20 protein-coding genes are annotated in these 21,258 nt (G+C 73.2%); 10 read left to right on the top strand and 10 right to left on the bottom strand.

Going from position 1 to position 21,258, the window contains the following annotated elements; genetic code table 11:
• Positions 1-12 precede the first annotated feature (12 nt).
• The 3 genes from ACWGIS_RS31875 to ACWGIS_RS31865 are packed head-to-tail and all read left to right on the top strand — an operon-like array spanning position 13 to position 1,750.
• Positions 13-702 (top strand): hypothetical protein, encoded by a 690-nt coding sequence (locus ACWGIS_RS31875; RefSeq protein ID WP_453365967.1) that lies wholly within the window; start codon positions 13-15, stop codon positions 700-702.
• Positions 699-989 (top strand): BON domain-containing protein, encoded by a 291-nt coding sequence (locus tag ACWGIS_RS31870; protein ID WP_453365966.1) that lies wholly within the window; start codon positions 699-701, stop codon positions 987-989. The genes ACWGIS_RS31875 and ACWGIS_RS31870 overlap by 4 nt, the downstream gene beginning before the upstream one ends.
• Positions 986-1,750 carry a metallophosphoesterase family protein gene (locus ACWGIS_RS31865; protein ID WP_453365965.1) on the top strand — a complete coding sequence of 255 codons (765 nt, stop codon included), beginning with the start codon at positions 986-988 and terminating at the stop codon, positions 1,748-1,750. The genes ACWGIS_RS31870 and ACWGIS_RS31865 overlap by 4 nt, the downstream gene beginning before the upstream one ends.
• 86 nt (positions 1,751-1,836) lie before the next feature.
• Here the strand turns inward: ACWGIS_RS31865 and ACWGIS_RS31860 are convergent, their stop codons facing one another.
• The gene (locus ACWGIS_RS31860; RefSeq protein WP_453365964.1) at positions 1,837-3,282 is read right to left on the bottom strand and encodes an MFS transporter; all 1,446 of its coding nucleotides are present in this window, start codon (positions 3,280-3,282) and stop codon (positions 1,837-1,839) included.
• A gap of 361 nt (positions 3,283-3,643) precedes the next feature.
• On the opposite strand from ACWGIS_RS31860, the gene ACWGIS_RS31855 reads away from it, so the two are divergent.
• The 5 genes from ACWGIS_RS31855 to ACWGIS_RS31835 all read left to right on the top strand — a co-directional run bounded on the left by ACWGIS_RS31855 (position 3,644) and on the right by ACWGIS_RS31835 (position 7,302).
• The gene (locus ACWGIS_RS31855) at positions 3,644-4,222 is read left to right on the top strand and encodes a TetR/AcrR family transcriptional regulator (RefSeq protein WP_453365963.1); all 579 of its coding nucleotides are present in this window, start codon (positions 3,644-3,646) and stop codon (positions 4,220-4,222) included.
• Positions 4,223-4,476: 254 nt separating this feature from the next.
• The gene (locus ACWGIS_RS31850) at positions 4,477-5,517 is read left to right on the top strand and encodes a beta-ketoacyl-ACP synthase III (protein ID WP_453365962.1); all 1,041 of its coding nucleotides are present in this window, start codon (positions 4,477-4,479) and stop codon (positions 5,515-5,517) included.
• 36 nt (positions 5,518-5,553) lie between these two features.
• A complete protein-coding gene (locus tag ACWGIS_RS31845) occupies positions 5,554-5,787 on the top strand; it encodes an acyl carrier protein (RefSeq protein WP_453365961.1) in 234 nt (77 codons plus the stop codon).
• Entirely contained in the window at positions 5,787-6,752 is a 966-nt protein-coding gene (locus tag ACWGIS_RS31840) for an alpha/beta fold hydrolase (RefSeq protein ID WP_453365960.1), read from the top strand. Before ACWGIS_RS31845 ends, ACWGIS_RS31840 begins: the two co-directional genes overlap by 1 nt.
• A gap of 106 nt (positions 6,753-6,858) precedes the next feature.
• The gene (locus tag ACWGIS_RS31835) at positions 6,859-7,302 is read left to right on the top strand and encodes a PAS domain-containing protein (protein WP_453365959.1); all 444 of its coding nucleotides are present in this window, start codon (positions 6,859-6,861) and stop codon (positions 7,300-7,302) included.
• Between the two features lie 137 nt (positions 7,303-7,439).
• Here ACWGIS_RS31835 and frc read toward each other — a convergent pair whose 3' ends face one another.
• Both frc and oxc read right to left on the bottom strand, forming a co-directional pair.
• A complete protein-coding gene (gene frc, locus ACWGIS_RS31830) occupies positions 7,440-8,696 on the bottom strand; it encodes a formyl-CoA transferase (protein WP_453365958.1) in 1,257 nt (418 codons plus the stop codon).
• Positions 8,697-8,769: 73 nt separating this feature from the next.
• Positions 8,770-10,521 carry an oxalyl-CoA decarboxylase gene (gene oxc / locus ACWGIS_RS31825; protein ID WP_453365957.1) on the bottom strand — a complete coding sequence of 584 codons (1,752 nt, stop codon included), beginning with the start codon at positions 10,519-10,521 and terminating at the stop codon, positions 8,770-8,772.
• Between the two features lie 262 nt (positions 10,522-10,783).
• Between oxc and ACWGIS_RS31820 the strand changes: the two genes are divergently transcribed.
• Complete coding sequence (locus ACWGIS_RS31820) at positions 10,784-12,376, top strand: FadD7 family fatty acid--CoA ligase (RefSeq protein WP_453365956.1); 1,593 nt, start codon at positions 10,784-10,786, stop codon at positions 12,374-12,376.
• Between the two features lie 10 nt (positions 12,377-12,386).
• Here the strand turns inward: ACWGIS_RS31820 and ACWGIS_RS31815 are convergent, their stop codons facing one another.
• The 5 genes from ACWGIS_RS31815 to ACWGIS_RS31795 form a co-directional block, all read right to left on the bottom strand.
• Positions 12,387-13,319 carry a LysR family transcriptional regulator gene (locus ACWGIS_RS31815; protein ID WP_453365955.1) on the bottom strand — a complete coding sequence of 311 codons (933 nt, stop codon included), beginning with the start codon at positions 13,317-13,319 and terminating at the stop codon, positions 12,387-12,389.
• A gap of 90 nt (positions 13,320-13,409) precedes the next feature.
• Positions 13,410-13,595 (bottom strand): formate dehydrogenase subunit delta, encoded by a 186-nt coding sequence (locus tag ACWGIS_RS31810; RefSeq protein WP_453365954.1) that lies wholly within the window; start codon positions 13,593-13,595, stop codon positions 13,410-13,412.
• A 26-nt stretch (positions 13,596-13,621) separates the two neighbouring features.
• Complete coding sequence (gene fdhF / locus ACWGIS_RS31805) at positions 13,622-16,423, bottom strand: formate dehydrogenase subunit alpha (RefSeq protein WP_453365953.1); 2,802 nt, start codon at positions 16,421-16,423, stop codon at positions 13,622-13,624.
• Complete coding sequence (locus ACWGIS_RS31800) at positions 16,420-18,096, bottom strand: formate dehydrogenase beta subunit (RefSeq protein ID WP_453365952.1); 1,677 nt, start codon at positions 18,094-18,096, stop codon at positions 16,420-16,422. The genes fdhF and ACWGIS_RS31800 overlap by 4 nt, the downstream gene beginning before the upstream one ends.
• Positions 18,093-18,572, bottom strand: a complete 480-nt coding sequence (locus ACWGIS_RS31795) for a formate dehydrogenase subunit gamma (RefSeq protein WP_453365951.1) — start codon at positions 18,570-18,572, stop codon at positions 18,093-18,095. Before ACWGIS_RS31795 ends, ACWGIS_RS31800 begins: the two co-directional genes overlap by 4 nt.
• Before the next feature lie 313 nt (positions 18,573-18,885).
• On the opposite strand from ACWGIS_RS31795, the gene ACWGIS_RS31790 reads away from it, so the two are divergent.
• Positions 18,886-19,575 carry a GntR family transcriptional regulator gene (locus ACWGIS_RS31790; RefSeq protein ID WP_453365950.1) on the top strand — a complete coding sequence of 230 codons (690 nt, stop codon included), beginning with the start codon at positions 18,886-18,888 and terminating at the stop codon, positions 19,573-19,575.
• Positions 19,576-19,585: 10 nt separating this feature from the next.
• Here ACWGIS_RS31790 and ACWGIS_RS31785 read toward each other — a convergent pair whose 3' ends face one another.
• Entirely contained in the window at positions 19,586-20,374 is a 789-nt protein-coding gene (locus tag ACWGIS_RS31785; protein ID WP_453365949.1) for an acyl-CoA dehydrogenase family protein, read from the bottom strand.
• 64 nt (positions 20,375-20,438) lie between these two features.
• Positions 20,439-20,987 (bottom strand): beta-class carbonic anhydrase, encoded by a 549-nt coding sequence (locus tag ACWGIS_RS31780; RefSeq protein ID WP_453365948.1) that lies wholly within the window; start codon positions 20,985-20,987, stop codon positions 20,439-20,441.
• Positions 20,988-21,258: the final 271 nt, after the last annotated feature.

The raw sequence follows: 21,258 nt of genomic DNA, 5'->3' as shown, positions 1-21,258 counted from the left end.
AACGGAGCAGCAATGACGCGGAACGCGGACGACGCCGCTCTCGACCAGCGGCAGATCTCTCCTGAACTGCGACTGGCGGCGGTGCGCCCCGAGGAGGCCGGCCGGCTGCTCGACCCGCACGAACTGGACCTGCCCCGCGACCGCAACCAGGCGATTCTGGAGGCGGCCAAGCAGGTCGGCGCGATCCTGAAGCGGAACGAGTACGAGTTCGCCCTGGCCGGCAGTGTCGCCGTGTACGCGCACGGCGGTACGGGCAATCTCCAGCACGACGCGGACTTCTGCATCAGGCCCGAGGACGCCGGGCCGGTCGCGGACACGCTGCGCGCGTCCGGTCTGGAGGTCTACGCGCCCCCGGAGGACTGGCTGCTGAAGGCCAAGTGCCTCGGGCAGGACATCGACCTGATCTTCGAGCTGGCGCACCAGCCGGTGGACAGCGATCTGCTGGGCCGGGCCGACATGCTGTCGGTCGACTCGGTGCAGATGCCGGTACTGGCACCGACCGACCTGATGCGGAGTCTGCTGGCCGCCTTCTCCGAGCACCACTGCAACTTCGGCGCGGTGCTGCCCATCGCGCGGGCGCTGCGCGAGAAGGTCGACTGGGAGCAGGTGCGCGAGACCTGCGGGAGCGCGCCGATGCCGGACGCCTTCCTCTATCTGCTGGAACGCATGGAAGTCATCGCACCGCAGAAGGAGGGACGATGAGCGAGCACACAGCGGACCCCGCGGCGCCGGGCGGCGCCGCCGGGCAGAACGTCGAGTACCGGGTCGCGCACCTGCGCGACCGGCTGGCGGCCGACGACCTGGGTGAACTGGGCGTACGGGCCGAGGTGCGCTCCGGGGCGGTCATGCTCACGGGCACCGTCCCCTCGGCGCACTGCCGGGGCGAGATCCTGCGGATCGCCCAGGACGAGCTGGCGGGTCTGACGGTGCACTGCGACATCGTGGTGGCCGAGACCACCGCCCCCGACCACACGGAGGAACTGGCATGATCCGGGTCGCAGCCGTCGGGGACATCCACATGGGGCCCGACAGTCGGGGCCTGCTCCGGCCGGCCTTCGACACCCTGCCCGAGTGCGCGGACATCCTGCTGCTCGCCGGTGACCTCACCCGGCACGGCACACCCGACGAGGCGCGGGTGGTGGCCGACGAGGTCCGGGGTCTCGGCGTGCCCGTGGTGGCCGTCCTCGGCAACCACGACCACCACGACGAGCGGCCGGACGAGGTCACCGCGATTCTCAAGGACGCGGGCGTCCAGGTTCTGGAGGGCGACGCGAGCGTCGTGGACACCGCCTCCGGGCGCGTCGGCGTCGCCGGTACCAAGGGGTTCGGCGGCGGCTTCGTCGGCCGCAACGCCGGGGAGTTCGGCGAGCCGCTGATGAAGGAGTTCGTCCGGTACACCCGCCGCTGCGCGGACGGCCTGCGGACCTCGCTGGAGTCGCTGGCCCGGGAGGACTGCGACGTGCGGATCGCGCTGACGCACTTCTCCCCCGTGCCGGACACGCTGGCGGGCGAGCCGCTGGAGATCTACCCCTTCCTCGGCAGCTACCTGCTGGCCGAGGCCGTCGACACGGCCGGCGCGGACCTCGCCGTGCACGGGCACGCGCACGCCGGCACCGAGCACGGGATGACCACCGGCGGGGTCCGGGTGCGCAACGTGGCGCAGCCGGTCATCCGGCGCGCCTTCAGCGTGTACGAACTGCACGCCCACAGCCGGGCCGGGGAGGGTGTCCCGACCGGGACGTCCGTCTGAGCTCGGCTCCCGCACGTACCACGGCGTCCGCCGCCGGGACCCCCGAGAGGGTTTCGGCGGCGGACGCCGTCGTGCGGGGCGCCTGGTCAGCCGCGCACGGCCGGTGCCGGGGCCGCCCCGGTGGCCGCCGGGGCGTCGCCCCGGGGCGTGCCGGTGACGCGGCGGGCGCGCCGGGCCGGGACGAGCAGCGCGGCGAGGGCCGCGGCGAGGCAGAGCAGGGCGAGCAGGGCGAACGCGTGCGTGTAGCCGGAGGCGTAGGGAAGGCCCGAGGGCTGGAGCCGGCCGGTCACCAGCACGCTGGTGACGGCGGCGCCGATCGATCCGCCGATGGTCCTGATGTTGGCGTTCATGCCGGTCGCGGCGCCGGTCTGGGCGGCCGGGACGCTGCCGACGACGAGGTTGGCCATGGAGGCGAAGGCCAGTCCGATGCCGAGGCCGAACACGCCCGCGGCGAACGCGGCCTGCCACGGCCGGTCGTGCCACAGGGCGAGGAAGGCGCAGGCCACCGCGCCGAGCGCGGCCCCGGCGACCAGCAGTTTCTTCGCCCCGAGCACGGGCTCCAGGCGTCCGCTGAGCACGCCGGAGCAGAACATGGCGACCAGCATCGGCAGCATGAGCAGTCCGGCCGTGGTGACGCTCGCACCGAAGCCGTAGCCCGCGGAGCGGGGGGTCTGCACGAAGGCGGGCAGGAAGGACCAGATCGCGTACATGCCCGCGCCGAACAGCAGGGCGGCGGTGTTGGTGGTCCACACGGCCGGCAGCCGCATGACGCGCAGGTCGATCAGCGGGCTGCGCGAGCGGGCCTCGGCGAGGAGCCACAGGGCGAAGAGCAGGACGGCGGCGGCGAGGAGACCGACGACGCGGGCCGATCCCCAGCCCCAGCGGGTCGCCTGGCTGAGCGGCAGCAGCAGGGCGACCAGCCATCCGGACAGCAGGGCGGCGCCGAGCCAGTTGACGCGTCCCTCGGCCCGGCCGGGCGACTCGGGGACGTAGCGCAGGGCGATCAGGGTGGTGACCGCGACGACGCCGACGGGCAGCCAGAACAGCCAGCGGTAGTCGAGCGCGGTGACGATGGGGCCCGCGGCCACGATGCCCACGCCGCCGCCCGCGGCGATCACGGCCGACAGGTTGCTGATGGCGGGGCTCACCTCGGCGGCGGCGAACTCGTCCCGGATGATGCCGAAGGACAGCGGGAACAGCGCGCCCCCGATGCCCTGGACGACGCGGGCGACGATCAGGACGCCGATGGTCGGGGCGAGGGCGGCCAGCAGACAGCCGGCGGTGACGGTCACGAGGACGGCGACGAGGGTGCGTTTGCGGCCGACGAGGTCGCCGACGCGGCCGAGGATCGGGGTGAAGACCGAGGCGGACAGCAGATAGGCCGTCATCACCCAGGTCGCGGTGGACTGCGAGGTGTGCAGGGCGTGCTGGACGGTCGGCAGGGCCGGCGCGATCAGCGACTGGAGCATGGAGAAGACGCCCGCACCGGTCGCGAGGACGGCGAAGGTGAGGCGGGTGGACTTGCGGGGCATGAAGGAGCCTCTCCGAACAGGGTGCGGCCGGGAAACAAGCGGCCGCGGTCGTACGGACGGGACGGGCTGCGGGCAGCCCGGAGAGCGGCGCCGGGGACCGCGAGGGGCGGTCGCACGGGGCGCCGGGGGTGCGGCCACGCCGCGTTACGGGAGGTGCGGCCGCGGGGTCGCGCGGGAGTCGGGAAGCGGGGCGGTGCGCCCGGTACGCGGCTGTCGACGGGCCGTCGTACGAGCGGGGCCGGCGGTGCGTACGGCCGTACGCAGCGACGGGGAACCCACCCCGGCTGTTAAAGTGGAGGTACGCCTCCACTGTAGCGGAGGCACCCCTCCGCTTCAACCTCGTCCCGGCCTGGAGGCAGCAGTGACGGCACAGCGGTTCCCGGTCGGCGAGATCGTCGCGTCGCAGCGTCCACACCGCAAGGACGCCGCCCGCAACTACGACGCCCTGCTGGCCGCCGCACGCGAGGCGTTCGCCGAGAACGGCGCGGAGGCCTCGCTGGAGGACATCGCCCGCCGCGCGGGCGTCGGCATCGGCACGCTGTACCGGAACTTCCCGACCCGCCGCCACCTCTTCGAAAGTGTCTACGCCGACGAGGTGAACGAGCTGTGCCGGACGGCACTGGAGGTCGCCGCGCTGGAGCCCTGGGAGGCGCTGGCCGCCTGGCTGCGCCGCTTCGTGGACTACACCGTGACCAAGCGGGCCGTCCGCGAGGCCCTCAGCAGCGAGTCGGACGTCTCCCTCGCCTGCCGCGACTCCATGTACCAGGCGGGCGGCCCGCTCTTCACCCGCGCCCAGCAGGCCGGCGAGGCCCGCACGGACATCGACTTCGACGACCTGCTGCGGATGGTCGCCGGGATCACCGCGACCAACTTCCTCGACGACGCCCAGCGCGACCGCGTCCTCGCCGTCGCCCTCGACGGCGTCCGCACCCCTCGCTGATCCGCCGGGGTCGCGCGGTTCGGAGGGGGCGGACGAGACCGGCCCACGGGCGCCGGAGCCGCCGGGGGCCGCCCGCGCCCCGAGCACCCCGGTCACCGCAACGGCCGCACACCGCCCGGCAGTTGCGCGACCGGCGCCGGACGCCGGTGACCCGGCCGGGCCGCCGGTCGCGCGCCCCCGCCCCCGCACCGGGTGCGCGGCCCCGCGAACAGCACGTTGACCACTTTCCGTTGCGGCTCATGTACGTTGCGTATATGAGTGCCCCAACTACACCGTCTCCCCCCGGTCCTGGCGCCGCCGCGGTCCTGACCGGCGTGGGCTCCTGGCTGCCGCCCCGCCGGGTCACCAACGAGGAGCTGTGCACGCGGCTGGACAGCAGCGACGAGTGGATCCGGGAGCGGATCGGCATCCACGAGCGCCGTCGCGCGGACGAGGCCGTGTCCACCGGCGACCTGGCGGTGGAGGCCGGGCGCCGGGCGATGCGGTCGGCCGGGGCGGACACCGTCGACGCCGTGGTCCTCGCCACCACCACCCCCGACCACCACTGCCCGGCCACCGCGCCCGCCGTGGCGCACCGGCTGGGGCTGTCCGGCGCGGTCGCCTTCGACATCACCGCCGGCTGCGCCGGGTTCGTGCACGCCGCGGCCGTCGCCTCCGGGCTGATCGCGGCCGGCACCGCCCGCCGGGTCCTCGTCGTCGGCGCCGAGACGATGTCGGCCATCATCGACCCCGAGGACCGCGCCACCGCGCCCCTGTTCGGCGACGGGGCGGGAGCCGTGGTCCTGGAGGCCGGCACCCCCGGCGGCGAAGGCGCCCTCGGAACGTTCGTCTGGGGCAGCGACGGTTCGCTCGGCGACGCCATCGTGATCCCGGCCGGCGGCGCCCGCGAGCGGCACCGGCGTCACTCCGCCGCCCCGGCCGACTTCTTCGTTCACATGCGCGGGAACGAGGTCTTCCGGCACGCCGTGCGCCGGATGAGCCAGGCCGCCCGGGACGCGGTGGCGGCGGCCGGCTGGACCCTCGACGAGGTGGACCGGCTCATCGTCCACCAGGCCAACGGACGCATCAGCGCCTGCGTCGCCGACGCGCTCGGCATCCCCGCCGAGCGCACCCCGTCCAACATCGACCGGGTCGGCAACACCGCGGCCGCCTCGGTGCCGCTGCTGCTCGCCCACGCCGCGGACGAGGGACAGCTGAAGCCGGGGCACCGCGTGCTCCTGGTCGCCTTCGGCAGCGGTCTGGCCTGGGCCGCCACGACGCTGGTCTGGCCCGCGGGGATCACCGCGGAGCTGTGAAGGTCCGTCCGCTCGGTACACAAGGAGACGCACACGTTGCTGGAAGAACTCAAGAGCATCCTGACCACGCAGGCGGGTCTGCCCGCCGCCCCGATCACCCCGGACGCGACGCTGGCCGGCGCGGGCATCGACTCCATGGCGGTCACCGTGCTGTCCATGCATCTGGAGGACCGGATGGGTCTGGTCATCCCGGAGAAGGAACTCGCCCGGGTCCCCACCGTCGGCGCCCTGGCGGACCTCATCTCGGGGCGGGTCGCGGAGAATTCGTGATGCCCTCCACCACCACCGCCCCCTGGACCGCACCGCCGTGGATCCCCCCGGAACACACGCGCGAGGAGGTCGTACGGCTGGACTGGCGCGGCCTGCGCTACACCTGCCGCGTCGTCACCTCCGACACGGCGCCGGTCACCGAGCCCCTGGTGCTGCTCGGCGGCGCGCTCCAGGACATGTACGCCTGGCCGCGGCTGGAGCGCAGGCTCACCGGGCACACCTCGCTGGTGCTGGTCGACCTGCCCGGCACCGGCACGGCGGACGACCTGCCCGCCGACGAGGGCTTCGACGTCCTCGCCGACGCCGCGCTGCACCTCGCGGACCGCCTCGGCCACGACCGGGTCAACCTCCTCGGCGCCTCCTACGGCGCGCCCATCGCCTACCGCGCGGCGCTCCGCGCGCCCGACCGCGTCGCACGCCTGGTGCTGGTCGGCGCGGCGCGCGGGATGAACCCCCGGCTGCGGGCGCTGTGCGAGGACATGCGGGGCGTCGGGGCCGTCCTGGGACGGGACGACGCCGAGGCGGAGGCCGCGGCGGACCGGGCGGTCGCGGGGCTGCTCAACCCGGCCCGCGCCGACCGGGTGGCGCAGGCGCCGGCCGTGGCGCGGCTCCTGCGGCGCCAGTTCGCGGCGATCACCCCCGCCGAGGCGCGGCGTCACGCCGTCTGCCACGAGCGGCTCGTCGCGGCGGACCCCATCCCGAGCGAGCGCATCGACTCGGTACCGGCCCTGGTGTTCACCGGCGAGCACGACCACACCAGCACACCCGAGGAGAACCGCGCCGTGGCCGCCTCGATCACCGGCTCGACCTTCCTCCTCGTGCGGGACGCCGACCACATGGTGCACCTCGAACGGGAGGCGGAGTACGCCGACTTGCTGCTCCGGTTCCTGACGGACCGTCCCCTCGACGGCCTGCCCTACGGCACGGCGCCGGAACACCCGGGAGCGCCGGACCCCGCGGGCTGAGGCGTCCCTCCCCCTGTCTAGGTCCCCTCCGCACACCTTCCCCGTACGCCAGAAGACTGTATTCTGTATACGACCTCAGTCCGGAGAGCCCCTGCGCGGAGGAACCATGGAAGAGCTGAGTCCCGAGGTGGTGCTGGGCATGGCGGCCCACGCACCCGACGGCATAGTGATCATCGACCATGAAGGACTGATCCGGTACTGGAACCGGGGCGCGGAGCGCATCTTCGGCTTCCCCGCGGCCGACGTCGCGGGCCGCAGCCTGGACGTCATCATCCCCGAGCGGCACCGGCGGCGGCACTGGGACGGCTTCCACACGGCGATGGCGAACGGCGCCACCAGGTACGGCGAGAGCGACCTGCTGTCGGTGCCCGCCGTGGACGCGGACGGCGCGACCCTGTCCATCGAGTTCAGCGTGGTGCTGCTGGCCGATCCCGGCGGCGGCCCCGGCCACGTGGGCGCCGTGATCCGGGACGTCACCGCGCGGCGCGCCCGCGAGCGGGAGGCGACGCGCCGGCGCCAGGAGCGGGCGGCGGACAGCGCCCCGGTCTGAGGGCGCGGACCCGGACCGACGGCCGGCGTACTCCTCACGGGAGACGCCGGCCGGGTCGTGTGCGCCCACCGGCGGTTGCGCGCACGCCGGTGCCCCGCGCGCACGGCCTACGCGCGGGGCACCCGGAGCGGTACGGGTCAGGCGACGACCCGGCTGTCGTGCAGCTTGCGGATGTCGTCCGCGTCGTAGCCGAGGTCCGCCAGCACCTCGTCGGTGTGCTCGCCGAGGAGCGGCGCCCCGAGGATCTCCGGTGTGAAGTCGGAGAACTTGATCGGGCTGCCCACCGTCAGGTAGGTGCCGCGCTCCTTCTGCTCGACCTCGACGATCGTGCCGCTCTTGCGCATGTCGGGGTCCTCGGCGAGCTCCTTCATGCTGAGCACGGGGGCGCAGGGCACCTCGAACGTACGCAGGATGTCGACCGCCTCGTACTTGGTCTTGTCGGCCAGCCACTTCTCGATCTCGGCGAAGATGTCCATGATGTGCGGCTGGCGCGCCAGGGCGGTGCTGTACTCCGGGTCCTGCGCCCACTCGGGCCTGCCGACGGCCTCGCAGGTGCGCGCCCAGTTCTGCTCCTGGACCGTGAAGTAGATGTAGGCGTTGGGATCGGTCTCCCAGCCCTTGCACTTGAGGATCCAGCCCGGCTGACCGCCGCCGCCGGCGTTGCCGCCGCGCGGCACCGCGTCGCCGAACTCGCCGTTCGGGTACTGCGGGTACTCCTCCAGGTGGCCGACCTTCTCCAGGCGCTGCTGGTCGCGCAGCTTGACCCGGGTCAGGTTGAGGACGGCGTCCTGCATGGACACGGAGACCTTCTGGCCGAGGCCCGTCGCGTTGCGCTGGATGATCGCGGTCAGCAGCCCGATCATCAGGTGCATACCGCTGTTGCTGTCACCGAGGGCCGAGCCGCTGATGGTGGGCGGCCCGTCCCAGAAGCCGGTGGTGGACGCGGCGCCGCCGGCGGCCTGGGCGACGTTCTCGTAGACCTTGAGGTCGTTCCACTTCGAGTCGTCGTTGAAGCCCTTGACGGAGCCGAAGACGAGCCGCGGGTTCAGCTCGTGGATGCGGTCCCAGCCGAGCCCCATGCGGTCCATGGCGCCCGGCGCGAAGTTCTCCACCAGGACGTCCGCCTCGCGGATCAGCTTCTCCATGACCTCCTTGCCCTCGGGGGACTTGGTGTTGATGGCCAGCGAGCGCTTGTTGCTGTTCAGCATCGTGAAGTAGAGGGCGTCCAGGTCGGGGATGTCGCGCAGCTGACGGCGCGTCACATCGCCGCCGTCGATGCGTTCGACCTTGATGACGTCGGCGCCGAACCAGGCGAGCATCTGGGTGCATGCGGGACCGGCCTGGACCCCGGTGAAGTCGATCACCTTGATTCCGGCGAGCGGCTTTTCACTCATCGTGGCTTCCTTCTCGTGGAGGTCTCGTGCGAGGGCGTGCGGTGCGGGAAGGGCTGCGAGGGGTCCTGGGCGCTCACTTCTTCGGCGGCATGATGGTGCCGACGGTGATGCCCTTCGGGTTGAGGTGCGAGATGTGTCCGCTCTCGGTGCCGGCCGAGGGGTCGATGACGCAGTCGATGAGGGCCGGGCCGCCCGAGGCCAGCGCCTCGGTGAGGGCCGCGGTGACCTCGGCGGGCGTGGTGGCGCGGTACCCCTTGCCGCCGAACGCCTCGATCATCAGGTCGTGGCGTGCGGCGGCCATCAGGGTCGTGGGCGAGGGGGCGTCGCCGCGGGGGTTCACGTCGTCGCCGCGGTAGACGCCGCCGTTGTTCATGACGACCGTCACGACCGGCAGTCCGTAGCGGCAGACGGTCTCCAGCTCCATGCCGCTGAAGCCGAAGGCGCTGTCGCCCTCCACGGCGACGACCGGCGCGCCGCTCTCGACGGCGGCGGCGATCGCGTAGCCCATGCCGATGCCCATGACGCCCCAGGTGCCGCTGTCGAGGCGGTGGCGCGGTACGTGCATGTCGATGACGTTGCGCGCGATGTCCAGCGCGTTGGCGCCCTCGTTGACGAGGTAGGTCTCCGGCCGCTCGTGGAGGACGTCGCGGACCGCCTTCAGCGCGCCCATGAACTGCATCGGGCTGGGGTCGGCCGCCAGGCGCTTCGCCATCTTGGCGACGTTCTGCGCCGAGCGGGCCGCCAGCTCCTCCCGCCAGGCCGCCGGGGCCGCGATCCGGCCGGGCTTGGTGCGTTCGGCGAGCGCGTCGAAGACCGACTCGATGTCGCCGACGAGCGGGGCGGCGATGGGCTGGTTGCTGTCCATCTCCCGGGGTTCGATGTCCACCTGGATGAACCGGGCGTCCGGGTTCCACTGCGGTGCCTCGCCGTGGGCGAGCAGCCAGTTGAGGCGGGCGCCGACGAGCATCACGACGTCGGCCTTCTTCAGCGCCAGCGAACGGGCGGTGGCCGCCGACTGCGGGTGGTCGTCGGGCAGCAGTCCCTTGGCCATCGACATCGGCACGTAGGGCACGCCCGTGGACTCGACGAACTCGCGGATCCGGTCGTCCGCCCGGGCGTACGCGGCGCCCTTGCCGAGCACGATCAGCGGCCGCTCGGCGCCGGCCAGCAGCTCGATCGCGCGGTCCACCGCCTCGGGCGCGGGCAGTTGGCGGGGGGCGGGGTCGACGAGCCGGCTCAGCGTTTTCGCGCCCGCCTCCGCGTCCATGACGGAACCCAGCACCGCGGCCGGGATGTCCAGGTAGACGCCGCCGGGGCGGCCCGATATCGCGGTGCGCAGGGCACGCGCGATCCCGCGGCCGATGTCCTCCACCCGGCTGATCCGGTACGCGGCCTTGACGAACGGCTGCGCGGCGGCGAGCTGGTCCATCTCCTCGTAGTCGCCCTGCCTCAGGTCCACCAGGTGCCGTTCGCTGGAGCCGGAGATCTGCACCATCGGGAAGCAGTTGGTGGTGGCGTTGGCCAGCGCCACCAGGCCGTTGAGGAAGCCCGGCGCGGACACCGTCAGCGCCACCCCGGGCTTCTTGGTGAGGAAGCCGGCCGCCGCCGCCGCGTGTCCCGCGTTGCTCTCGTGGCGGAAGCCGATGTAGCGGATGCCCTGGGCCTGGGCGAGGCGGGCCAGGTCGGTGATCGGGATGCCGACCACCCCGTAGACGGTGTCGACGTCGTTCATCCTGAGCGCGTCGACGACCAGGTGGTACCCGTCGGTGAGCTCGGTCGGAACGTCGGCTGCTGCCGCGGTCTCCATGGACGAGGGGGCGGTCATGATCGGAGGTCCTCCTTGGGCAGGTCCTGCCGGTGCGGCTACTCCTCTCACCTTCGTGAGCGCGCGCGCCCGCGTCCAAGACCCATCGGCGACCAGCCGATAAACAGCGTCTATCGACGGCAGGCGGCGCGGCCGGGCCGGGGCCCGCGACTCCCTTGATAGACGCCCGCTATCGGCCGTTCGCCAGTGGGTATTGGACGCGCGCCGCGCACCGCCGCAGGCTCGCAGAGGACTGCTTCACCGAGCGCGGGGAGATGGGGTCATGGCCGTTCCGGCAGCGGCTTCCGAGCGGGGCGCCGACCGGTACCGGCCGCCGGCCGTCACCGGGCTCACCGACCTCCTCGACCGGCACGTGCGCGAGCGCCCGCACGCCGGGGCGCTTGTCGTCACCGGGGAGCGGGTGCGTCTGTCGTACCGCACCCTCGCCGCCCTCGCCGACGAGGTGGCGGCGCGGCTGGGCGGCACGGAGCTGCGGCGCGGCGACGCGGTCGGCCTGGTCTGCGCCAACACGGCGGAGTTCGTCGTCGCGCTGCTGGGCGCCGCGCGGGCCGGTCTCGTGGCCGCGCCGGTCGACCCCGCGCTGCCCGGACCGCGGCTGTCCGCCCGTCTGGAGGCGCTCGGGGCGCGGGCCGCCCTGGTGGGACCGCCGCCGGCGGGCACGCCCGCGGTGGCGCCGGCCGGGGTCGCGCGCTGGCCGCTGCGGGTGGACGTCGCCCGGGGCGGGACGGCGACGGTCGCGCTCGACACCGGTGCGCGCCCGCTGCCGCACGCCGGGGGCGCGGCGCACGAGCTGGCCGAGGGGGACGCCCTGGTCCTGTTCACCGCGGGCACCACCGACCGGGCCAGGATGGTCCCGCTGACCCACGCGAACGTGGCGGCTTCGGTGCGCACCATCTGCGCGGCGTACGCGCTGGGCCCGGCCGACGCGACGGTCGCGGTCATGCCGTTCTTCCACGGGCACGGGCTGTTCGCCGCGCTCGTGTCGTCGCTGGCCGCCGGGGGCTGCGTGCTGCTGCCCGAGCGGGGCCGGTTCTCGGCGCGGACGTTCTGGGACGACGTACGGGCGGCGGGCGCCACCTGGTTCACGGCGGTCCCGACCGTCCACGAGATCCTGCTGGAGCGTTCCGCGGACGGGGCCCCGGTCCCGCAGGCGCCGCCCATGCGGTTCGTCCGCAGTTGCAGCGCGCCCCTGAACGCGGCCACGCAGCGGGCGCTGGAGCGGACGCTCGGGGCGCCGCTGCTGTCCGCGTACGGGATGACGGAGTCCACGCACCAGGCGACGAGCGAACCGCTGCCCCAGCACGGGTCGTTGCGGCAGGGCTCGGTGGGCCGGCCCACCGGCGTGGACGTCCGGGTCGTCGCCCCCGACGGACGGAGCCGCCGGGCCGGCACCGAGGGCGAGGTGTGGGTGCGGGGACCCACCGTCGCCCGCGGCTACCTCGGCGACCCGGCGGAGACCGCGCGGTGCTTCACGGACGGCTGGTTCCGCACGGGCGACCTGGGCCTGCTGGACGAGGACGGCTGCCTGACCCTGACCGGGCGCATCAAGAACCTCATCGTGCGCGGGGGCGAGAAGGTCTCCCCCGAGTACGTGGAGGACGTCCTCGCCGGATGCCCGGGGGTCGTGGAGGCGGCCGTGTTCGCCGTGCCCGACGCGACGTACGGGCAGCGGGTGGGCGCCGCCGTGGTCGTGCGCGAGGGCGAGTGCCTGGAGTCCGACCACGTCCTGGAGTACGCGCGCGGCCGGCTGGCGGCCTTCGAGGTGCCGGAGCGGCTGCACGTGGTCTCGGGGCTGCCGCACACCGCGAAGGGCGCCCTGGACCGGGGGGCGGTGGCGGCCCGGTACGGGAGGTGAGGCCGGGCCGTCACCGGACGGGGTGCCCGGGCGGCAGCGGCTGGTCGAAGAAGTCGTCCAGCGACAGGCCCGTCGCCGCGTTCACGAAGGCGCGGGCGGCGACCGATCCGGGGGTCGCCGCGTGGATGGCCACCGAGACCTGGGCGCCCGCGGCCGGTTCGACCAGCCGCAGGGCTCTCGTCCTGCCGACCACCGGCATCGCCCGCAGCCATGTGTGGGGCACGATGCTCGCCCAGTCGCCGACGCCCACGTGCGCGTAGAGGGAGGCGATGGAGTCCGTCTCGACCTGCGGGGTCACCACGAACCCCTGGGCCGCGAAGACCCCGTCGATGACCTGCCGGATGCGCATGTCGGGGGTGAGCAGCGCCAGTGGCAGCTGCGCCGCCTCCGCCCACGTCATCACCGAGGCGTGGGACGTCAGCTGGTCGCCGGAGACCAGCAGCGTGTACTTCTCCTCGTACAGGGGGACGACCTGGAGGCCCTCCTGGTCGCCGGGGTCGAACTGGGCGATGGCCACGTCCAGTTCGTAGTCGCGCAGCTGGCGGTGCAGCTCCTTGGTCGACAGCCGGGAGCGGACCTGCACCTTGGCCAGCGGGTGCGCGGCGCAGAACGCGGCGACGGGGAGCGCGAGGGTGGTGGAGGCGGTGGGGTCGGTGCCCAGCCGCAGCGTCCCGGTGATGCCGGACTGGACGGCGGCCACCTCGGCCTTGAACGCGTCCTGTTCGGCGAGGATCCGCTTGGCCCACACGACGAGCCGCTCGCCCTCCGGAGTGAGGCCCTGGTAGTTGTGGCCGCGGTTGATCAGCGTGACGTTGAGTTCCCGCTCCAGCTTGGCTATCGCCGCCGAGAGCGCGGGCTGCGACACGTAGCAGGCCTCCGCCGCCCTGGCGAAGTGCCTCTCCCTGGCCACCGCCACGAAGTACTCCAGCTGGCGGAACAGCATGCGCGACTCCTCTCCCCCGGGGCCGGCCCAGCCTACCCAGCGCGAGCCCCGGCCCCCGGCCCTCGCGCACCGCGGGCCGGGGGCCTCCCGTCAGGGCCGCAGGAGCCCGGCCGCCTCGACCACGAGGGGGTCGAGACCGTCGGCCCCGGCGTCGACGCACGCGTGGAGCCGGGCGCGCATGCGCGGGTCCCAGAACCGGTCGATGTGCCCGGCGACCGCCTTCGCGGCCTCCTCCCCCGGCAGGTGCCGGAGGTTCGCCGCGATGTCGTTGGCCATCCGGCGCTCCGGCGGCACGCCCGCGGTCACCGGTCCACCGCCGCGGCCGGCACGCCGGGCTCCGCGCCGCGGGGCGCGAGGCCCACCTGCACCGCGGTCACCTTGTACTCCGGGCAGTTGGTCGCCCAGTCGGAGTTCTCGGTGGTCACCACGTTGGCCCCGGTCACCGGGTGGTGGAACGTGGTGTAGACGACGCCGGTGGGCATCCGGTCGGAGATCTCCGCGCGCAGCGTCGTGCGTCCGACGCGACTGGCGAGGGTCACCATGTCGCCGTCGCCGATGCCGCGCACCTCGGCGTCGTGCGGGTGCAGTTCCAGGACGTCCTCGGGATGCCAGGCGACGTTGGCGGTCCGGCGGGTCTGGGCGCCCACGTTGTACTGGCTGAGGATGCGGCCGGTGGTCAGGACCAGCGGGAAGCGCCGGGTGCTGCGCTCGTTCGTCGGGACGAAGGAGGTGACGACGAACCGGCCCTTGCCGCGTACGAACTCGTCCACGTGCATGACGGGAGTGCCCTCGGGCGCCGACTCGTTGCACGGCCACTGCACGCTGCCGAGCTTGTCGAGCACCTCGAAGGAGACGCCGGTGAAGGTGGGCGTGACCGAGGCGATCTCGTCCATGATCTGGCCGGGGTGGTCGTAGGCCATGGGATGGCCCATCGCCGTGGCGATCTCGCTGACGATCTGCCACTCGTGCTTGCCGGTCTTCGGTTTCATCACCGCGCGCACCCGGTTGATCCGGCGCTCGGCGTTGGTGAACGTGCCGTCCTTCTCCAGGAACGAGGCGCCGGGCAGGAAGACGTGCGCGAACTTGGCGGTCTCGTTGAGGAACAGGTCCTGCACGACGACCAGTTCCATCGCCCGCAGCGCGGCGGTGACGTGCTGGAGGTTCGGGTCGGACTGGGCGATGTCCTCGCCGTGCACGAAGAGGCCCCGGAAGGTCCCGTCGATCGCCGCGTCGAACATGTTGGGGATGCGCAGGCCCGGTTCGGACAGGATCGTGCCGCCCCACAGGTTCTCGAAGACGGTGCGTACGGCGTCGTCGGACACGTGGCGGTAGCCGGGCAGTTCGTGCGGGAACGAGCCCATGTCGCACGAGCCCTGCACGTTGTTCTGGCCGCGCAGCGGGTTCACGCCGACGCCGTCGCGGCCGATGTTGCCGCACGCCATCGCGAGGTTGGCCATTCCCATGACCATGGTGGAGCCCTGGCTGTGCTCGGTGACGCCGAGGCCGTAGTAGATCGCCCCGTTGGGTGCCTCGGCGTACAGCCGTGCGGCGGCCCGCAGTTCACCGGCCGGGACACCGGTGACCGGCTCCACGGCCTCCGGACTGTTCTCCGGCAGCGCGATGAACTCGGCCCACTCGTCGAAGCCTTCGCACCTGCGGTCCACGAAGTCCCGGTCGACCAGGCCCTCGGTCACCACCACGTGCGCCATGGCGTTCACCACGGCGACGTTGGTGCTCGGCCGCAGCTGGAGGTGGTGCCGCGCCTCGATGTGCGGCGAGCGCACCAGGTCGATGCGGCGCGGGTCGACGACGATCAGCTCCGCGCCGTCGCGCAGGCGCCGCTTCATCCGCGAGGCGAACACCGGGTGCCCGTCCGTGGGGTTGGCGCCGATCACCATGATCACGTCGGCCTGGGCCACCGAACGGAAGTCCTGGGTGCCCGCGGACTCGCCGAAGGTCTGCTTGAGCCCGTAGCCCGTCGGCGAGTGGCAGACGCGGGCGCAGGTGTCCACGTTGTTGTTGCCGAAGGCCGCGCGGACCATCTTCTGGACGACGTAGACCTCCTCGTTGGTGCACCGCGAGGAGGTGATGGCGCCGACCGAGTTCGGCCCGTACGCCGCCTGGAGTTCGCGCATCCTGCGGGCGACCGTGCCGATCGCCTCGTCCCACTCGACCTCGCGCCAGGGGTCGGTGATGCGCTCCCGGACCATGGGTTTGACCACCCGGTCGGGGTGTGTGGCGTAGCCGAACGCGAAGCGCCCCTTCACGCAGGAGTGGCCCTCGTTGGCGCCGCCGTCCTTGTGCGGGACCATGCGCACGAGTTCGTCGCCGCGCAGCTCGGCCTTGAACGAGCAGCCGACCCCGCAGTAGGCGCAGGTGGTCACGACGGACCTGGTCGGCATGCCGAGTTCGACGACCGACTTCTCCTGGAGGGTGGACGTCGGGCAGGCCTGGACGCAGGCCCCGCAGGAGACGCACTCGGAGTCCATGAAGCTCTCGCCGGCGCCCGCCGCCACCTTGGACTCGAAGCCGCGCCCCTCGATGGTCAGCGCGAACGTGCCCTGCACCTCGCCGCAGGCGCGCACGCAGCGGGAGCAGGAGATGCACTTGGCCGGGTCGAAGTCGAAGTAGGGGTTGGAGGTGTCCTTCTCGGCGTCGAGGTGGTTCTCGCCCTCGTAGCCGTACCTGACCTGCCGCAGGCCGACCACGCCCGCCATGTCCTGCAGTTCGCAGTCGCCGTTGGCGGGGCAGGTGAGGCAGTCCAGCGGGTGGTCGGAGATGTACAGCTCCATGACGCCCTGGCGGAGCTTCTCCACCTTGGGCGTCTGCGTGCTGACCCGCATGCCGTCCGCGACCGGCGTGGTGCAGGACGCCGGGGTGCCGCGCCGGCCGTCGATCTCCACCACGCACAGCCGGCAGGAACCGAAGGGCTCCAGGCTGTCGGTGGCGCACAGCTTGGGTATGTCGATGCCGGCGAGCGCCGCGGCGCGCATCACCGAGGTGCCCTCGGGGACGGTGACGGGCAGGCCGTCCACCTCCACCGACACCGTGGCCGCCCCGGGCTTCTCCGGGGTGCCGAAGTCGGGTTCCTTGAGCAGTGTCATGCCGTGCCCTCCGTCCTGACGCCGGTCGTGTGCGTGGGTCGGATCTCCAGGACTCGGCGGCGAGCGAGGAAATCGTCGGGGAAGTGCGTGAGGGCGCTGCGCACGGGCATCGGCGTCAGTCCGCCCATCGCGCACAGCGAGCCGTCGGTCATCAGGTCGCAGAGGTCCTCCAGCAGTGCCAGGTTCTCCTCCCGGTGCTGCCCGGCCACGATCTTGTCGATCACCTCGACGCCGCGGACCGAACCGACCCGGCAGGGCGTGCACTTGCCGCAGGACTCCTCGGCGCAGAACTCCATCGCGAACCGCGCCTGCGCCGCCATGTCGACGGAGTCGTCGAACACCACGATGCCGCCGTGGCCGACCATGGCACCGGCGGCGGCGAACGCCTCGTAGTCCATCGGGAGGTCGAACATCGACGTCGGCAGGTACGCGCCGAGCGGTCCGCCGACCTGCACCGTGCGCACGGGGCGCCCGGAGAAGGTGCCGCCGCCGTAGTCCTCGACGAGTTCGCGCAGGGTGACGCCGAACGCCGTCTCGACGATGCCGCCGTGCGCGATGTTGCCGCCGAGCTGGAAGACCTGGGTGCCGCGGGAGCGTTCGACGCCGAGGTCCTGGTAGGCCTCGGCGCCCTCGGCGAGGACGACGGGCACGGTGGCGAGGGTGAGCACGTTGTTCACGACGGTCGGTTTGCCGAACAGCCCCTCGATGGCCGGGATCGGCGGTTTCGCGCGGACGGTGCCGCGCTTGCCCTCCAGGCTCTCCAGCATGGAGGTCTCCTCGCCGCAGATGTACGCCCCGGCGCCGACGCGGACGTGCAGGTCGAAGTCGAGCGCGGAGCCGAGGATGCCCCTGCCGAGCCAGCCGTGCTCACGCGCGACGCCGATCGCGGCGCGCATCGTGGCCACGGCGTCGGGATACTCGGAACGGATGTAGAGGTAGCCCTCGCTCGCGCCGACCGCGTGGGCGGCGATGGTCATGCCCTCGATGAGCATGAAGGGGTCGCCCTCCATGACCATGCGGTCGGCGAAGGTGCCGCTGTCCCCCTCGTCGGCGTTGCAGCAGACGAACTTCAGCTCGTCCGCGCACTCCAGCACGGTCTTCCACTTGATCCCGGCCGGGAAGCCCGCGCCGCCCCGGCCGCGCAGTCCGGAGCGGGTCACCTCGGCGACGACGTCGGCGGGGGCGCGTTCCAGCGCCGCGCGCAGTCCGGCGAGGCCGCCGTGCGCCAGGTAGTCCCGGGTGGACAGCGGGTCGGTCACGCCGACCCGGGCGAAGGTGACCCGCGTCTGGCGTGCCAGCCAGGGCAATTCGTCCACGACACCGAGCCGCAGCGGATGGTCGGCACCGTCCAGCAGCCCGGCGGCCAGCAGGTCCGCCACGTCCTCGGGGGCCACCGGCCCGTAGCCGACCCGGCCGTCCGGTGTCGCCACCTCGACGAGGGGCTCCAGCCAGAGCATGCCGCGTGATCCGTTGCGTACGACGTCGATGTCCGGCCCGCCGTCCGGGACCGCCCGCCGGAGGGCGTCGGCGACCTCGTCCGCGCCGACGGACCTGGCCGCCGAGTCGCGGGGGACGTAGACCGTCACGGCCGCGCGCCGGCCGCCGTGCGCGACGGGGTCCGGGGTGGCGGTCTCCGCCGAGCCCGTCGTCCCGCCGCCCGATGAGTCCTTCATGATGAGACCGCCCCCTTGAGGATCGAGCCGAGCCGGGCCGTGTCCACGCGGCCGTGCAGCCGTCCGTCGACCTCCACTGCGGGCCCCAGCGCGCAGTTGCCGAGGCAGAAGACCTGCTCGACGGTGACCGAACCGTCCGCGGCGGTCTCCCCGAGGGCCAGCCCGGCCTCGCGGACGTAGCCCACCAGGCGGTCGGCGCCCAGGGCCTGGCACGCCTCGGCGCGGCAGATGCGCACCGTCGTGCGCCCGGCCGGCTCGCGGCGGAAGTCGTGGTAGAAGGTCACCACCCCGTGGACGTCCGCCCGGGAGAGGTTGAGTTCCTGTGCGAGCACGGGGATCGCCTCCTGCGGCACGTGCCCCAACTCGGCCTGCACGGCGTGCAGTACGGGCAGCAGTGAGCCGCGTTGATCCCGGTGACCGGCCACGAGTCTGCGGACCACGCTCTCGACCGTCACATCACTCCCGCTGGTCGTCATGATCGCTTCGCCTTCCGTCTCCTGCGGATCCGCGGGGTCCGTGACCGACGAACAGAGCCGCTCTTCCCAGCGATGCTGGCGGGACAGGGCGACCATACCCCATACAGACTTCTGTATACAGAAGCCCGACGAAGAAGGCCGACTCGGACGTCTGGGCCCGTGCGGCCGCACCTCGCCCTTGAGTGCCGCTCAAGGGCGCCGCCATGTTGCATACGAAAACCTGTATGCTCGCCCTGCCCGCCGACCGTGAGCGCACGGGCGGCCACCTCTGGCAGAGCCGCCGGCCCACCGGCCGTCGGCGGAACGGGGAACCATGCGCGAGGCTCTGTCGGCTGCGGCGTCCCGCCGCGTCGCCCGCCCGGCACCGCTGCGCCAGGCCGTCTACGACGCCCTGACCGAGCTGATCGTCAACGGCTCCCTCAAGCCCGGCCAGCACCTGGTCGAGGCCGAGCTGGCCGAGCACCTGGGTGTCAGCCGCCAGCCGGTGCGCGAGGCGCTGCAACGGCTCCAGACCAACGGCTGGGTCGATCTGCGCCCCTCCCAGGGCGCCTTCGTCCACTCCCCCACCGAGGAGGAGGCGGCCCAGCTCCTGGGCGTGCGCGCCGTGCTGGAGACGTACTCGGCCCGGCTCGCCGCCGAGAACGCGAAGCCCGAGGACGTCGAGCGCCTTCAGGAACTCCAGCAGGAGGGCGTCGACGCCCTCGCCGCCGGGGACGTCGACCGGCTGGTCGCCGCGAACACCGCGCTGCACGCCTGCCTCACCGCGGTCGCCGACAACGCCGTGCTGGCCGACCTGATCTCCCAGGTGGGGCAGAAGGTGCGCTGGTACTACACGCCCATCGCACGGCCCCGCGGCAAGGAGGCCTGGAACGAGCACGCCCAGCTCATCAAGGCCGTCGCCAAGGGCGACGCGGACCGGGCGGGCGAGATCATGCGCAGGCACACCCAGCGCACCACCGACTTCTACCGCAAGCAGATCGCCGCGGGCCCGGAGCAGGACTGACCGCGCGCCCTCAGGACGGCGCGAGGGTGCCGACGGCCGGGGTCAGGGTGTCCGACACCGTGTGGCCCTCGGCCCCGGCACCGGCGGCGGCGCGCAGTTCGAGCAGCCAGGGCGTGACGGTGCCGACCACGATGTCCAGTCCCCCGCCGTCCGGTCCGAGCATCGCGTCGGCGGGGACGAGGACCGGATCGGCGCACACGCTGGAGGTGGCGCTGCCGCGGGGCCCCGGTCCGCCCGGCCGGGCGGGGACGAACAGGTCGGGGGCGTGGGCCGGGACGGTCCACAGGGTCAGGCCGTCCGGCGCGGCCAGCGGCAGGGACGACCACACGTAGCTGTCGGCCTCGCCCGCCGCGACCACCCGCCGCTTGTGCGCGCGCAGGGCGACGACCTCCCCCGTGCGGTCGGCCGTGGAGCGACCGGTCGGCAACTCGCCCTGCACGCCGGGCTGTTCGTCCGCGACCTCCGCCAGGGCGAGGCTGCCGAGGTGACGCCCGGCGGCGATCTCGCGGCGGAGCCACGGGCTGCCGTACGCCTCGATGACGGCGACGGCGGCGTAGTGGGAGCGCAGCACGGCGGCGGTGGCCGGGCAGACGCGCGCGACCTCGGCCACCACCTCGGCGGCGTCCGGCAGCCCGCGCCCGCCGCCGCCCGACTCGGCGGAGACGGTGAGTCCGAGCAGCCCGGCCCGCCCCAGTTCCGTCACGGCGGTGCGGGGGAACCTCCCCTCGGCTCCGGTCCGGGCGGCACCGGGCGCGATGACGGTGCCGATGACATGGGTGAGCGTGGTGCGGTAGGACACGGGGCGACCCCCTCGGGAGTGGTGGGCGGGTCCGCCGCCGGACGGCGGCCGGTCGGGCGGAGGGTCAGACCCGTGGGTCGACCTCCCCCAGCAGGCCCGTCCTCACGTCGAAGACGAAGCCGCGTACGTCGTCGGTGTGCGGCAGGAACGGCGAGGTGCGCACCCGCTGCATGGACTGCCGTACGTCCTGCTCGACGTCGGCGAAGGCTTCCACCGCCCAGGCGGGACGCTGGCCGACCTCCATCTCCAGGTCGTGCCGGAACTCCTCGGTGAGCGATTCCAGGCCGCAGCCGGTGTGGTGGATGAGGACGACCGCCCGGGTGCCGAGGGCGCGTTGGCTGATGGTGAGGGAGCGGATCACGTCGTCGGTGACCACGCCGCCCGCGTTGCGGATGGTGTGGCAGTCGCCCAGTTCCAGGCCGAGTGCCGCGTGCAGGTCGAGCCGGGCGTCCATGCACGCCACCACGGCCACGCCCAGCACCGGCCGGGCACCCATGCCGGGGTCGGCGAAGCCAGCGGCATAGGCCCTGTTGGACTCCACGAGCCGCTCGGTGACCGGCGCGTGGTCCACGGCGGCGCCGGTGGCCGAGGGGCGGTGCGCTGATGTCGGCATGGCGGGTTACCTCACTCGGGTCGGATCGGAATCGCGTCGCCGGCCAGGCGGGAGCAAAGTGCATACAGTATGGAGTAGTCAGTATTCTGGAACGGGCGGGCGGCGTTGTCCAGGGCCGGTGCGGTGGTTTCCACGGCCGGAACGGCCGGCAGGACACGCCGGGCCGCCCCCTGCGATGAGGCGGCCATTGATCGCGACCGGCGCGGGGCGGTACCGGACCACCGGTCGCCTCCGCACCCCCGGCCGCCGGGAAGGCCGCCCGGACGGGCGG

The sequence above is a fragment of the Streptomyces sp. NPDC054842 genome, from assembly GCF_053611025.1.
Note: the sequence above shows the minus strand (reverse complement) of the source record. Positions and strands in the feature narration are given on the sequence as shown.

Coding starts and splice junctions, on each gene's coding strand:
- ACWGIS_RS31860 (WP_453365964.1), bottom strand. CDS start 3,282: ATGCCCCGCAAGTCCACCCGCCTCACCTTCGCCGTCCTCGCGACCGGT.
- ACWGIS_RS31790 (WP_453365950.1), top strand. CDS start 18,886: ATGCGCGAGGCTCTGTCGGCTGCGGCGTCCCGCCGCGTCGCCCGCCCG.
- ACWGIS_RS31875 (WP_453365967.1), top strand. CDS start 13: ATGACGCGGAACGCGGACGACGCCGCTCTCGACCAGCGGCAGATCTCT.
- oxc (WP_453365957.1), bottom strand. CDS start 10,521: ATGACCGCCCCCTCGTCCATGGAGACCGCGGCAGCAGCCGACGTTCCG.
- ACWGIS_RS31780 (WP_453365948.1), bottom strand. CDS start 20,987: ATGCCGACATCAGCGCACCGCCCCTCGGCCACCGGCGCCGCCGTGGAC.
- ACWGIS_RS31810 (WP_453365954.1), bottom strand. CDS start 13,595: ATGGCCAACGACATCGCGGCGAACCTCCGGCACCTGCCGGGGGAGGAG.
- ACWGIS_RS31840 (WP_453365960.1), top strand. CDS start 5,787: ATGCCCTCCACCACCACCGCCCCCTGGACCGCACCGCCGTGGATCCCC.
- ACWGIS_RS31820 (WP_453365956.1), top strand. CDS start 10,784: ATGGCCGTTCCGGCAGCGGCTTCCGAGCGGGGCGCCGACCGGTACCGG.
- ACWGIS_RS31800 (WP_453365952.1), bottom strand. CDS start 18,096: ATGAAGGACTCATCGGGCGGCGGGACGACGGGCTCGGCGGAGACCGCC.
- ACWGIS_RS31865 (WP_453365965.1), top strand. CDS start 986: ATGATCCGGGTCGCAGCCGTCGGGGACATCCACATGGGGCCCGACAGT.
- ACWGIS_RS31850 (WP_453365962.1), top strand. CDS start 4,477: ATGAGTGCCCCAACTACACCGTCTCCCCCCGGTCCTGGCGCCGCCGCG.
- ACWGIS_RS31835 (WP_453365959.1), top strand. CDS start 6,859: ATGGAAGAGCTGAGTCCCGAGGTGGTGCTGGGCATGGCGGCCCACGCA.
- ACWGIS_RS31870 (WP_453365966.1), top strand. CDS start 699: ATGAGCGAGCACACAGCGGACCCCGCGGCGCCGGGCGGCGCCGCCGGG.
- ACWGIS_RS31815 (WP_453365955.1), bottom strand. CDS start 13,319: ATGCTGTTCCGCCAGCTGGAGTACTTCGTGGCGGTGGCCAGGGAGAGG.
- fdhF (WP_453365953.1), bottom strand. CDS start 16,423: ATGACACTGCTCAAGGAACCCGACTTCGGCACCCCGGAGAAGCCCGGG.
- frc (WP_453365958.1), bottom strand. CDS start 8,696: ATGAGTGAAAAGCCGCTCGCCGGAATCAAGGTGATCGACTTCACCGGG.
- ACWGIS_RS31795 (WP_453365951.1), bottom strand. CDS start 18,572: ATGACGACCAGCGGGAGTGATGTGACGGTCGAGAGCGTGGTCCGCAGA.